Consider the following 13,114-nt stretch of genomic DNA (forward strand, 5'->3'; position numbering starts at 1 on the left):
CGAACAACGATGGGTCCTTTTGAAGAAGAAAGATCCCACTTCGTAATAAGATTCGCCAGATCCTGGCTGTAACCTTTTTTCGCCACCTTGGTCACAAAGAAACCCACACGGCGAGATTTATCGTACTCTTTTTTAGAGAACTCAGAAGAAAGGTTGTAAGAGCGGATCTGAATATTCATCGCCAGGGTTTCTTCACGAGTTTCAACATTCAGACTCTTGTCCCCGCCGGGTTTCACCGCGTCAGAGCGCACCTTGGAAACCTGTTCAAGCTCGATGTTCTTTTCATCAAACTTGATATTGCGAACAAAAGAATCCGTCACTGGCAATGAAGAGAACGACCCTTCGGTCAAATCATTATTTTTGCCTCGCGCCCCGTCCACGTCATAGGAGCTTTGTATAACAAAAGTTTTAAGCCCTTGTCCCCAATCAAACGTCACGGATTTTTCATCCTCAGAGACAACGTCAAAGGTTTGAATCAGATTTACGGTGCGAATTTCCTCATAGATGCTGTTATAGTTTTCCCCCAAAAGGGCCACTTTATTGCCGGATTTCTCAAAACTGACAACCAGGGGCTTTAGGTCATACCACTGTGGCGTCGAGCCTGCGGTTTTCCCTGAGGCAATCAACAGGAAGATCTTCCCTAAAGATTCTTTTTGAATCGTGATGCAGGAGGCAAGACTGCAAGCAGAGCTGGGACTTTTATTGAACGACTCCAGCATATTCGCCGGGGCTTGCTTTTCAATGACGGTTTCCTTGGTACACGCACTTAAAAGCAAAGATGAAAGTAGAACGCTGCCAACAAAGATGTGCCGTTTCAATGTCATTACGGAACCCCCTAAAACATTTTTCAAGTGCATTTATGCCAAAGAATTGCCAAGATCAAAAGAGATCTGAAAAAAAGAATGAAATGTTCATAATGTTTACAGGAGACCCATGGCTCAAACCGCGCCTACTGCAGCTAAGACTTTTTTTGGACATCCCCGCCCCCTCTTTACCCTGTTCCTAACGGAAATGTGGGAAAGATTCTCATATTACGGAATGCGGGTCCTTTTAGTCCTTTACATGACTCAGTATCTCTTTGAGCAGGCTGAGGCCGGCAAAGAGGTGTTCGGTTACGCCGCCATCCGGGGGATCCTCACGCATTTCTTTGGCCCCATGTCGCATCAGGCTCTGTCGTCGCAGATTTATGGGCTCTATACGGGTTTTGTGTACTTCACGCCCTTCTTTGGGGGACTGATTGCCGATCGTTATATCGGGCAACGCCGGGCCGTCTACGTGGGCGGGATTCTTATGGCGATCGGGCATTTTTTAATGGCCGTCGAAAGTATGTTTTTTCCAGCCCTGCTCTTTTTGATTTTCGGGAATGGCTTTTTTAAACCCAACATTTCCACTCAAGTGGGAGGCCTTTACAGCGAAAACGATCCTCGTCGTGATGGCGCCTACACCCTGTTTTATATGGGCATCAACTTAGGGGCGATTTTGTCTCCACTAATCTGTGGCACCTTGGGACAAAAAGTGGGTTGGCACTGGGGCTTTGGCGCTGCCGGCGTCGGCATGGTGTTATCACTGGTTATCTATCACTTTGGGGGAAAGAACCTCCCCCTCTCAGAACATCGTCAAAGTATTCAAGAAGTGGAATCGGCAGCTCACAAGCCTCTGACTAAAGAAGAATGGGGTCGCACGATCGCATTGACCTTCCTTTGCATGGTCACGATTTTCTTCTGGGGTGTTTACGAACAACAAGGCAACACCTTGCAGCTTTGGTCAGATCAAAGTACCGATTGGAACTTCTTTGGCTTTGAGATTCCCTCCACGTGGTACCAATCATTCAACCCACTGGTGATCGTCTTTGTTGCGCCTTTGTTGGATCGCTATTGGGCTTGGAGAGCTCGAGATAACAAGGCTCCCTCCACCGTGACCAAGATGGCGCTAGGAAGCTTTATTGGGGCTGTCGCTCTGATTGTGATGTATTTCGCGGCCCAAGCCGTGGGTTCAGGAAAAGGCAGCGTCCTTTGGCTTTTGGGATCCACGTTCCTGCTCACGATGGCCGAACTCTATATCTCCCCCATCGGACTGTCTTTGGTTACAAAGGTTTCACCGACAAAGATCGTCTCTATGATGATGGGAGTTTGGCTTCTGGCAACGTTCTTTGGAAACATCATTGCGGGTCATATCGGAAGCTACTATGAAGTCATCTCCAAACAAGACTTCTTTTTACTTTTAGCGGTCCTTAGCTTAGTCCCTGCAGTGCTCTTCCTGGTTACCCACCGTGTGCTAACAAAGGCCTTAGGTAGGAACGTCTAGACGTTTATTTGTATTTCGACAACGGCTCTTGTGGCAGCCAAGTCTCCTCTTAGACAATAGAAAGAGACTTGGCTGACAAACAGCAAGAAGGTTTTATGGAATACAAAGTTCAATGCCCTTTTTGTCGGGAAAAATTCTCTATCGAAATTCTTAAGGAAGATGGCGAGGATCAGGAGTTTGTGTGGGACTGTGAGATCTGCTGCCGCCCCATGGATGTTCATGCCCGCTGGGATGAAGGCCACCATCGTTTTTCACTTCGCGTGGACCCCAGTTCGGGATTTGATGAGATGGCCATATAAAAAAAGGCACCTCGTTCGGAGGTGCCTTCGTAAATCTCGTCAGTCTATAACAAGCTATTTATAAAACTTGCTATTGCCCTTGGCCATATTTGTTAAAGGTGTCGCGGGCTTTAAACGGGCCGCTTTACGGCTGGAAGCGTAGGTCGCCAACTGATCGGCGATATACTGACTTCCAATAGAGTCTGCATACTTCAAAAGACCTCCGCGGAACGGCGGGAATCCTGTTCCCATGATCATCGCCAAATCCACCTCATGAGGTGTTTCAACGATGCGATCTTCAACCAGTGCCAAAGAGCACTCGTTGACCATTGCAAACACACCGCGCTCAATACACTCTTTAGAGTCATAGGGGTTGGTCGGCTGTCCCAATCCCAAAGCCGCATAAATGGACTGATCCACGTCGCCGCGCTTGCCATCTTCAGAGTAATGATAGAAACCTTTGCCATTTTTACGACCCAAACGACCGGATTTTTCCAAAGCATCCATACAAGAGGCGATTTCAATACGCTCTCCGAAGGCTTTTTTGAAAATCTTCAGAACCTTGATACACACATCAAGACCCACTTCATCCATCAGCTCGAAAGGCCCCATCGGCATTCCGAATTCTTTCACATAGGCTTTATCCACGGTCTCAATATTCATTCCCTCTTGCATCAAGAAGGCCGCTTCACCCATGTAAGGCAAAAGAAGACGATTCACCAAAAAGCCCGGTCCATCTTTTACAACCACCGGCATTTTGCCCATTTTCTTAGAAAGCTCATAGATCGTCGCAATGGTTTCATCCGAGGTTTTTTCTCCACGGATCACCTCCACCAGCGGCATTTTATTCACGGGATTGAAGAAGTGCATTCCCGCAAAATACTCAGGGCGAGGATGACCCTTTGCCATCTCCGTCACAGACAAGGAACTGGTGTTGGTCGCAATGATCGCATCCGGGCGCATGAAACCTGCGCACTCACCGATCACTTTTTGTTTGATGCCCATGTCTTCAACAATCGCTTCCACGACAACATCCAGATTTTTAAATCCCGAATAGTCCGTCGTTACCGAGATCAAATCCATTTTTTGCTGGAACTGATATTTGTCGATGGACTTGCGCTTAAGAAGTTTCATCCACAAATCACTGGCATGTTTAAGTCCTTTACCCAAGGCATCCGTACTGAGGTCCTTCATACGAACCTGAACGCCTTTATCGGCAGCGACGTAAGCAATACCGCCGCCCATGGTTCCAGCACCTAAAATACCAAGGCCTTTCACGTCACGAGGTTTCACATCAACCCCAGGAACGCCGTTTTGTTTTTTCACCATTTCAGTCAAATAGAAAACGTGGATCAGACTCTTGGAGATATCGGTCACACCCAGAACGCAGAAACCTTCGCGCTCAATACGCATACCGGCTTCACGATCGCTCATTCCGTAAGTTTGTTGAATCACATCTAGCGCTTTCAAAGGAGCCGGATAATGACCCTTGGTCGCTTTCAAAACACCTTCACGAGCTTTCTTAAACACGATTCCGCGTCCCAACGCACTCTCAAGAAACTTGTTCACAGCCCCTTGTGGTTGGAATTTCTTACGACGTTTTTTTGCACCTGAAGCGATGATCTCTTTGGCCCATTTCATCGCTTGCTCTTCTAGCAGATTTGGGTGAACCATCTTATCGACAAGACCCATCTTCAGGGCTTTTTTTGCATTCACGGACTTACCGGCCAGAATGATATCCAAAGCCGCCTGCAAACCAATCGCACGAGGCATACGCTGAGTTCCGCCAAAACCAGGCAGAATTCCCAATTGAATTTCCGGAAGACCAATCTTGGTTGAAGAGTCTTCAGAGGCAATTCGATAATCACAAGCTAGGATGAACTCACATCCCCCACCCATACAAGCGCCGTTCACCGCCGCAATCGTTGGAATGGGCAAATCCTCCACCATATTAAGAATATCCTGTCCACCCTTCACAGCCGCTTCAAACTGCTCTTTGGTCGTCATACTCTTAATTTCTTCAATATCCGCCCCCGCAATAAAAATCTTGGGCTTATTAGATTTAAAAATCACCGCCTTATAGGAAGACTTCTTCAGCTCTTCAAGAACCTCTTTAAGCCTTGTCATCACCGGAGTAGAAAACTTATTAACTTTCTCTCCCACCAAATCAAACTCAACAACAGCAACATCCCCTTGAGGAACAATCCTAATACTTTCTTGAATAGACATTCTGTAACTCCTAAGTCGCTAAAAAATAAATTTTGAGAACACAAAAAAGATCTGCATCCACGCCCCTTTGTCTGAGCCCTCTACCTTTCCTCACCGGCGAGTTCCGCAGCAGCAGGTCCCGCCAGGGACCGCGTCCGCGAGGACTGTCTGAGCCGATGAGGAAAGGTAGAGGGCTCAGACAAAGGGGTGTGGGTCCGAGGGCTTCTTAGCCTTCGTTCTCCAAAATCATGGATCCGCCTTGGCCCCCACCAATACACAACGTCGCAAGTCCGAACTGCACATTTCGACGTTTCATCTCTTTAGCCAAGGTCAAAACAATACGAGTTCCCGTTGCACCCACAGGATGCCCCAGGGCAATCGCGCCCCCGTTGACATTCAAAATCTCGTCGCGGATTTCACCCACTTTTGCAGAAAGACCTAATTTTTCTTGTGCAAACTTGTCTGAATCCAAAGCTCTTTGACAAGCCATCACTTGCGCTGCGAAAGCTTCATTCAACTCGACAAGGCCGATGTCTTTCATGGAAAGTCCCGCACGTTTTAACGCCAAAGGACTGGAGTACGCCGGGCCTAAACCCATGCGCTCAGGCTCTAAGCCCGCAAAACCATAAGAACGAACGGTCGCTAAAGGTTTATATCCCAAAGACTCTGCTTTTTCTCGAGACATCAAAAGCACCATCGCCGCCCCATCCGTGATCGGGCAAGAGTTCCCGGCGGTGATCGAGCCCGTGGCCTTATCAAAGAAAGGTTTCAACTTCGCCAACGCTTCCATCGTCTGATTGTCACGAGGACCGATATCTTCAGAAACGACTTCTTTAAAATCAGGCGCCAGATAAACCGGCGTCGACTCTTGCTTCATGCGCCCCTCTTTCATCGCAGCTGATGCTAGCTGATGAGAACGCAAAGCAAAGCGGTCTTGCATCTCGCGACTCAAGCCCCATTCCTTCGCTAAAATTTCAGCGGTCTGTCCCATGTTGATTCCCACGAAAGGATCTGTCAGACCCAACATCACAGAGATCTGCGGGAAATAATCGTCTTTCATATTACCCTGAAGAAGAGCTTTGATTTGACTCAAGTCCGCTTTAAAAAGTTTCCACAACAAAGGCAAAGCCTGTTTCGGTCCCTTCGCTGCAAAAAGTTTCTCGTAGATCTCTTGAAATTTTTTAGGTTGCAATGTCGGCATTTGCGACATGCTTTCTGTACCACCCGCAAGCACAACTTCCATTGTGCCGGATTTGATTTTTTCAAAACCATTTGAGATGGATTCCATCGCCGAAGCACAATTTCTGTGCACCGTGTACGCGGAGGTCTTCAATGGAATGCCGGCATTCAGGGCCACCACACGAGAGATGTTAACGGCATCCGCAGGATTCCCCGTGTTGCCGATAATCACTTCATCAACGCTATTCACATCCAAATTTGTTTGCGCGATAAGTTGCTTTAAAGCTGTTTTACCGAGTTCTGCGGGATGAACTTTTTTAAGTTTTGTTCCTGCCTTTGCGAAAGGTGTGCGAACACCATCAACAAGAACCACATCACGTGGTGATTTCATGTGCGTCTCCTTAGTTGTATAAGCCATTAAAATCATATGCCTTTTCGGCTGCTCCACCAAATATAATGAGGCAAATTTATGCACCTTTTTATGTTTCAATGCGAAGCATCAATGGACTTCAAAACACTTAAACCCTCTCCCAGCTTGACGTTCCAGTCGACAATTAGAGAGAAAACTCTAATAAAATTAAGCCCCCCGTCCCAGATTTTGAAAAAGGCCTCACAAAACCTCCTTTGGTCCCCTCATTGCCATCTGCGCCAAAGCCCCCATTCATTGACCCTTACCACCCCCCTCTGTAGAGTAAGAGCACTTGTCGCAGGACTTTACCTAACCCCTTGAAAAGGGTCGAAAAAATCTCTCAAAACGAGGTCCTGCTCAACACTAGAAAAGGAGTATCCTTGGATACAAAAACAGACGCTAAAACAGAAACAAAGACCAGCTCCGCAAACTTCGACCAAGAAGCTCTTCTTTATCACTCACAAGGTAAACCCGGAAAAATTGAAGTCATTTCTTCCAAACCCTGCGTGACCGAAAAAGACCTCTCGTTGGCTTACTCGCCAGGGGTTGCGGCTCCATGTAAAGCGATCGCGAAAGACCCTTCAAAAGTTTATGACTACACGGCCAAAGGAAACCTTGTCGCTGTGATCTCGAACGGAACGGCCGTTTTAGGCCTGGGAAATATCGGACCCGCTGCGGGAAAACCCGTGATGGAAGGAAAAGGAATTCTTTTTAAACAGTTTGCCGGTATCGATGTGTTCGACATCGAAGTTGCCACCAACGACGTCGACACTTTCTGCAACGCGGTTCGCGTTCTAGAACCGACGTTTGGAGGTATCAACCTTGAGGACATCAAAGCTCCCGAGTGTTTTGAGATCGAAGAACGACTCAAAAAAGAGATGAACATCCCCGTGTTCCACGATGATCAACACGGGACTGCGATCGTCTCGGGTGCGGCTCTTTTAAATGCTTGCGCTATCACGCAACGTAAAATGGAAAACATCCGCATCGTTGTTAACGGAGCCGGTGCTTCTGCGAACTCTTGCGCGAAAATCTTTATCGCCCTGGGTGCTCGTCGCGAAAACATCATTATGTGCGACTCTCAAGGAGTGATCTACAAAGGTCGCACTGCGGGAATGAACAAGTACAAAGAATTCTTCGCCTCTGAAACCGAAGCTCGTACTCTGACGGAAGCCCTCAAAGGGGCTGACGTATTCGTCGGTCTTTCCGTTGCCGGAGCCCTTACTCCAGAGATGCTCAAAGAGATGGCCAAGGATCCTATCATCTTTGCGATGGCAAATCCCGAGCCTGAAATCACTCCTGATAAAGCGCGTACCGCTCGCCCCGATGCTATTGTGGCCACCGGAAGATCCGACTACCCGAACCAAGTCAATAACGTCTTGGGCTTCCCTTCGATCTTCCGTGGAGCTTTGGACACGCGCTCGACGCAAATCAATGAAGCGATGAAACTTGCGGCCGTTCATGCTTTAGCTAATCTAGCCAGAGAAGACGTCCCTGATAAAGTTTCTGCCACCTATGGCGGAAAGAGTTTCAAATTTGGACGTGAATACCTCATCCCAAAACCGTTTGATACGCGCGTGTTGATGCGCGTGGCGCCAGCCGTGGCAAAAGCCGCGATGGATTCAGGTGTTGCCACTCGCAAAATTGAAGATTGGGATCAATACAGTGAAACTCTCGAAGCCCTTCAAGGTCCTTCCAAAGTTTTCATCCGCTCTGCGATCAATCGTGTTCACCAAAACTCAGCAGCCAACGGCGGAGAACTTCCTAAGATCGTTTTCCCTGAAGGCACAAGCACGAAAGTTCTTAAAGCCCTGGCGACATTAGTGGAAGAAAAAATCTGCGAACCGATCTTGTTGGGTTACCCAGAACGCGTGAAAGAAAAGATCGCCGCTTTGGATATTCCTTCACTTAAAGACGTGCCGATTATCCACCCGGCCAGCTATCCCAAGTATTACACTTACGTTGAAAGACTTTATGCCTTGAGACAACGTAAGGGGATCAACTTACGTGAAGCCGAGCGCCTTATGTCAGAGCCGAATTACTTTGCAGCGATGATGGTTCACATGGGTGACGCTGACGGCATGGTCAATGGCGCTTCCATTCATTACGCCGATGCGGTTCGCCCGATTCTGCAAACAATCGGAGTCTACCAAAATGGCGTCCCTGCGGGCCTCAACTTTATTCTGCTTGAAGATAAGTTCTTGGTTCTTGCCGACACCACAGTCAACTTCAACCCGACGGCCGAACAATGCGCACAAATTGCATTGCAAGCGGCAAAAATCGTTGAGTACTTCGGCATCGAACCCCGCATCGCTATGCTTAGCTATTCAAACTTTACCGGCACAGATGGCACTCCTCGCAAGATGAAAAAAGCGGCGGAAATCGTCAGACAACTTCGTCCTGGTTTGATGGTGGATGGTGACATGCAAGCCGATACCGCCGTGAATGAAGAGATTATGGAAAGACTTTTCCCATTCTCTACACTCAAAGGCGGCGCCAACATTCTGGTCTTCCCGAACTTGGAATCCGCTAACATCACCTACAAGCTGATCCAACAAATCGGCAAGGTCGAAGTGATTGGGCCTTTCTTGACGGGCGTCCGCAGATCTGCCAACGTCCTACAAAGAACAACGACAGTCGATGGTATCGTGAACTCGGTGGTTTTCGCAGCCCTCGAAGCTCAGTTCATCAAGGACGTTCTAAAATCGCGTGGCTAAATTAGCCTGGCTTTTCTTAAAACTTGGGGCCACCTCCTTTGGTGGTCCCGCAGCGCACGTCGCGATGATGGAAGAAGAATTCGTCCATCGTCGCAAGTGGCTTTCCCATGATAAATTCTTAGATCTTATTGCACTGACAAACCTTATACCGGGACCAAATTCCACGGAATTGGCCATTCACTTAGGATATCTCCGCGCCGGCTGGTGGGGATTTGCCATTGCGGGAATTTGTTTTATTCTTCCAGCCTTTCTTATTGTCCTGGCTGTGGCCTTCTTCTATGTTCAATATGCCAGTTTACCTCAGGCCCAACATTTTTTACTGGGAACCAAAGCCGTTGTTTTAGCAGTCATCATTCATGCCTTTGATCGTTTTCTTAAAAGTGTTTTAAAAATTGAGGGCTATCAGAAGATTTTTGCCAAAGACTTTTGGGCGGATCGACAGAAGACCTTGAGCGTTTTCACCCTTCTCAGCAGTGTTTATTTAAGTCTGCAAGGATTTAACGAGGTCGCCATTTTGTTGAACTGCGGACTGATTTCACTTTTTGTTTCAGAGCGTTTTCTCTTCAAGCAAAAATACGAATTGGGATCTCTTTTTTGGATCTTCCTCAAAGTCGGATCACTCCTTTTTGGAAGCGGCTATGTCCTTCTTAGCTTCCTTCAAGGAGAGTTCGTCGACCAACGCCAATGGCTCACCCAAAACCAATTACTGGATGCCATCTCGGTCGGGCAATTTACTCCGGGACCTGTTTTCACAACGGCCACGTTTATAGGCTACCTTTTACAAGGCCCTGCCGGGGCCTTTGTTGCCACCTTGGGAATCTTTCTTCCCGCTTTCTTTTTTGTCGCCTTAAGCATTCCCCTTTATCACAAGATGAATTCCTCCCACCGTTTGCGGATTGTTCTCAACGGTGTCGTCGCGGGTTCCGTCGGACTTCTTTTAAGCACTCTCTGGACTTTCGGTCAGGGCCTCTTCACCTCTGTCTTTCCCCCCATTCTTGTTGTCGCTTCATTATTTTTGATATGGAAAACGCGAATTCCCACGGCCCTTCTGATTTTGGGAGGGGGGCTTTTATCCTTTTTCTATTTCAAAATTTAACTTTGACCAAGAATTCATCCATGCTACCATTAAGACTAAGGTAAGGGAGGATTGATCTCGTTGACTAATCAAGCCCACGTAAAATCCCAAGATAGAGCCATTGTCATCGGCGTCGGACTCAAGTCTGAACCACTCACTGAAATCAAAGAAAACTTGTTGGAACTTGAAGAGCTTGTCTCCGCTGCCGGAGGCGAAGTCGTCGGTTCTATTATTCAAGTCTTACCTCAATGGAACCCCGCCACCCTGATCGGAACCGGCAAGGTGGAGGAAGTGGCGGAAATGGTTCGCGATAGCCGCGCGAACATTGTTGTGATGGACCATCAACTTTCGGGGGTTCAGCAGCGAAACCTTGAGCAAATCGTCAAAGCCCGCGTGATTGATCGCAATCAGCTTATCTTGGATATTTTCGCGCAGAGAGCGCAAACTTTTGAAGGAAAACTTCAAGTAGAACTTGCACAACTCTTAGATCAGATGCCTCGCATGGTCGGCGCCTGGTTGGAATCCTTATCCCGTCAAGGGGGCGGTATCGGAACCCGTGGCCCCGGAGAAACGGCTCTTGAAAACGACCGTCGTCGCATTCGCGAAAGAGTGGCGATTATTAAAAAGAAACTTGAGGGTGTTCGTAAAAACCGTGCCCAGCATAGACAATCTCGTCGACGTCACGAGATTCCTTCTTTTGCTTTGATCGGATACACCAACTCAGGAAAAAGTTCGATCTTAAACCGCCTCACCGGAGCTCAGGTTTTAGCAAAGAACCAAGTCTTTGCCACCCTGGACCCCACAACTCGTAAGATCTTTTTGCCCGACGGACCGCCCGCCGTCGTGACAGACACGGTGGGGTTTATCCGCAAACTTCCCACTCAACTGATCGAGGCCTTTAAAGCAACACTTGAAGAGTCCTCCGAAGCTGACGTTCTTTTGCATGTGGTGGATCTTTCATCCCCTAACATGGAAAGACAAATCGAGGTGGTTGAAGCTTTAATTAAAGAATTCAACTGGCAGGATAAAAAAGTCATTCATGTCTTTAATAAGTGTGATGTCGCACCTTTAGAAAGACAATTTCGTGTAAAACACTATCCACGCGTCTTTGTGAGCGCCCTCACCGGCCAAGGCATGGAACAACTTAAAAAACTGATGGCCCAAACTGTCAGCGAAATGCAGACCGATGTGCAGTTGTACTTCCCACGCTCTGAAGAATATAAGATTTTCGATTTAGGCCGCGAAGCCCAAATCATTCGCAAAGAAACAGCGACCGAAGGAACTGTTTGTTACACTCAACTAAGCTCCGCCTTGATGAATCGCTGGAAGGACTATTTAGTTAAATAATTAGGAGTTCGCTTTATTCTGAAGGCGAATTTCACGACGTCGCTGAGCCTGTTCGTAACGACGTTTGTCGTCTTCAGTGACCAATTCCAAAGAAGGAATTTCCGTCGGTTTTCCATTAGACCCTAAGGCGACAAAAGTGCAATAAGCCGAGGCGGTATGAAACATCTCGCCCGTCTTGGGATTTTCAGCGTCCACGCGAACCCCCACTTCCATCGATGTTCTAGAAGTGAAGTTCACACTGGCCTTCAAGTTCACCACCCAACCTTTATAGACGGGAGCCACAAAGTCCAGCCGGTCAATACTTGCAGTCACAACTTCTTTATTGGAATGTCTTTGTGCCGCAATCGCTGCCGCAATATCGATCCACGACATGATCGTTCCACCAAAGATCGTCCCTAAAGAGTTTGTATGGGATGGCAGAACCAGTTGAGTCATTATTACTTGAGAGGAAGAAACAGGTTTGGAATTTTTCAAGGTGTAGATCCCCTTCCAAAAAGACAAAGCGCAGGCGGTACAGACAAAAGTCATACCCCTGCGCCTTAAGTACTATCTAATCAATAAAGATTAGATGCCACCCATACCGATATCGGAATTACCACCACGGTTCAATCCGCTACCAGGAAGAGTTGTCGTACCTGCAACTGTCGCAGATCCCGCTGGGATCGTTTGAGTTGCGTTGTTATTGAATGCAGTCGCCGCTGCTGCACTTTGGTTGTTGTTTTCAGCGCGAATTTCGCTTTCAACAAAGCCAAGGTGAGGCAAGCACCATACGATCAACTGTGCACGCGACTTAACATTCATTTTTTTATAAATGTTTGTGAGGTGAAATTTTACTGTTTTTTCAGTAACAAAAAGCTGATTCGCAACTTCCTTGTTGGACAAGCCCTTTGAAACAAGTTCAGCAACTTCTGCCTCTCTGTTTGAAAGACCTTTTTGAATGAGGACATCTCTGAGCATCCTTGCTCCCTCCCGCTAAATTGTTTTTGTTTTAAAAACTCTATCTAAACCTTTTACGCCACCCAGGACTCATGTCCAAAAGTAGCTCGACCACCTGTAATAAAGTCTGACAACAATTTTTAAAATTCGCAATAGCTTTGGACTCTAGTTTTAAAAAACTAGACCGATAAGCATGAGGATTTTACATGCTTTCACTAAATTAGGAGATATTATGTTTCCCACGAATACGAAGTTTTTGGTCGTTGATGACTTCGCAACTATGCGAAAAATCATTAAAAAAGTGCTAAATGAGCTGGGTTATACCAATGTCGAGGAAGCCGACGACGGTAAAACGGCCTTGCCCATGATCCAGGCCGCTCATGATGCAGGACAGCCTTATGGATTTGTTATTTCGGACTGGAATATGCCCGGAATGCAGGGGATCGACCTTTTGAAGGCCTGTAAATTGGACGCTCGCCTAAAAGCCACCCCCTTTATGCTGGTGACGGCCGAGTCTGAACAAAAACATATTCTTGAAGCTGCCAAAGCCGGAGTTTCTGACTACGTCGTGAAGCCCTTCAACTCTGCCACTCTGAAGGCAAAGATGGAGCGCGTTTGGGCTAAACATAATCCTACAACCCAAGCGAAAGCTTCCTAGGCT

General features: G+C 47.4%; 10 protein-coding genes and 1 pseudogene. 6 read left to right on the forward strand and 5 right to left on the reverse strand.

The window, feature by feature from the left end:
• Positions 1-824 (reverse strand): annotated as a pseudogene (locus ACM64D_RS06770) (hypothetical protein); the annotation flags it as partial.
• 109 nt (positions 825-933) lie between these two features.
• Between ACM64D_RS06770 and ACM64D_RS06775 the strand changes: the two are divergent.
• Positions 934-2,304 carry a peptide MFS transporter gene (locus ACM64D_RS06775; RefSeq protein WP_415062440.1) on the forward strand — a complete coding sequence of 457 codons (1,371 nt, stop codon included), beginning with the start codon at positions 934-936 and terminating at the stop codon, positions 2,302-2,304.
• 95 nt (positions 2,305-2,399) lie between these two features.
• Entirely contained in the window at positions 2,400-2,603 is a 204-nt protein-coding gene (locus ACM64D_RS06780) for a CPXCG motif-containing cysteine-rich protein (protein WP_415062441.1), read from the forward strand.
• Positions 2,604-2,657: 54 nt separating this feature from the next.
• Here the strand turns inward: ACM64D_RS06780 and ACM64D_RS06785 are convergent, their stop codons facing one another.
• On the reverse strand, positions 2,658-4,811 hold the full coding sequence (locus ACM64D_RS06785) for a 3-hydroxyacyl-CoA dehydrogenase NAD-binding domain-containing protein (protein ID WP_415062442.1): 2,154 nt from the start codon (positions 4,809-4,811) through the stop codon (positions 2,658-2,660).
• A 205-nt stretch (positions 4,812-5,016) separates the two neighbouring features.
• A complete protein-coding gene (locus ACM64D_RS06790) occupies positions 5,017-6,360 on the reverse strand; it encodes a thiolase family protein (protein WP_415062443.1) in 1,344 nt (447 codons plus the stop codon).
• 398 nt (positions 6,361-6,758) lie between these two features.
• Between ACM64D_RS06790 and ACM64D_RS06795 the strand changes: the two genes are divergently transcribed.
• From ACM64D_RS06795 to hflX, 3 genes are read left to right on the forward strand one after another with little or no spacing between them, the layout of a single operon-like run.
• The gene (locus ACM64D_RS06795) at positions 6,759-9,095 is read left to right on the forward strand and encodes an NADP-dependent malic enzyme (protein ID WP_415062444.1); all 2,337 of its coding nucleotides are present in this window, start codon (positions 6,759-6,761) and stop codon (positions 9,093-9,095) included.
• A complete protein-coding gene (gene chrA, locus ACM64D_RS06800) occupies positions 9,088-10,191 on the forward strand; it encodes a chromate efflux transporter (protein WP_415062445.1) in 1,104 nt (367 codons plus the stop codon). The genes ACM64D_RS06795 and chrA overlap by 8 nt, the downstream gene beginning before the upstream one ends.
• 51 nt (positions 10,192-10,242) lie before the next feature.
• A complete protein-coding gene (hflX, locus tag ACM64D_RS06805; RefSeq protein WP_415062446.1) occupies positions 10,243-11,517 on the forward strand; it encodes a GTPase HflX in 1,275 nt (424 codons plus the stop codon).
• On the opposite strand, the gene ACM64D_RS06810 is transcribed toward hflX, so the two are convergent.
• Entirely contained in the window at positions 11,518-12,045 is a 528-nt protein-coding gene (locus ACM64D_RS06810) for an acyl-CoA thioesterase (RefSeq protein WP_415062447.1), read from the reverse strand. It abuts the gene before it with no gap.
• Between the two features lie 36 nt (positions 12,046-12,081).
• Positions 12,082-12,474 carry a helix-turn-helix domain-containing protein gene (locus tag ACM64D_RS06815; RefSeq protein ID WP_262552272.1) on the reverse strand — a complete coding sequence of 131 codons (393 nt, stop codon included), beginning with the start codon at positions 12,472-12,474 and terminating at the stop codon, positions 12,082-12,084.
• 211 nt (positions 12,475-12,685) lie between these two features.
• Here ACM64D_RS06815 and ACM64D_RS06820 point away from each other — a divergent pair, with 211 nt between their 5' ends.
• Positions 12,686-13,111 carry a response regulator gene (locus ACM64D_RS06820; RefSeq protein WP_415062448.1) on the forward strand — a complete coding sequence of 142 codons (426 nt, stop codon included), beginning with the start codon at positions 12,686-12,688 and terminating at the stop codon, positions 13,109-13,111.
• Positions 13,112-13,114: the final 3 nt, after the last annotated feature.

Source organism: Bdellovibrio sp. (assembly GCF_047637665.1).
Lineage (GTDB): Bacteria > Bdellovibrionota > Bdellovibrionia > Bdellovibrionales > Bdellovibrionaceae > Bdellovibrio.

Bases quoted from the DNA above. Each gene is read 5' to 3' on its own strand.
- ACM64D_RS06785 (WP_415062442.1), bottom strand. From the start codon at position 4,811: ATGTCTATTCAAGAAAGTATTAGGATTGTTCCTCAAGGGGATGTTGCT.
- ACM64D_RS06820 (WP_415062448.1), top strand. From the start codon at position 12,686: ATGTTTCCCACGAATACGAAGTTTTTGGTCGTTGATGACTTCGCAACT.
- ACM64D_RS06810 (WP_415062447.1), bottom strand. From the start codon at position 12,045: ATGACTTTTGTCTGTACCGCCTGCGCTTTGTCTTTTTGGAAGGGGATC.
- ACM64D_RS06790 (WP_415062443.1), bottom strand. From the start codon at position 6,360: ATGAAATCACCACGTGATGTGGTTCTTGTTGATGGTGTTCGCACACCT.
- ACM64D_RS06780 (WP_415062441.1), top strand. From the start codon at position 2,400: ATGGAATACAAAGTTCAATGCCCTTTTTGTCGGGAAAAATTCTCTATC.
- ACM64D_RS06815 (WP_262552272.1), bottom strand. From the start codon at position 12,474: ATGCTCAGAGATGTCCTCATTCAAAAAGGTCTTTCAAACAGAGAGGCA.
- ACM64D_RS06775 (WP_415062440.1), top strand. From the start codon at position 934: ATGGCTCAAACCGCGCCTACTGCAGCTAAGACTTTTTTTGGACATCCC.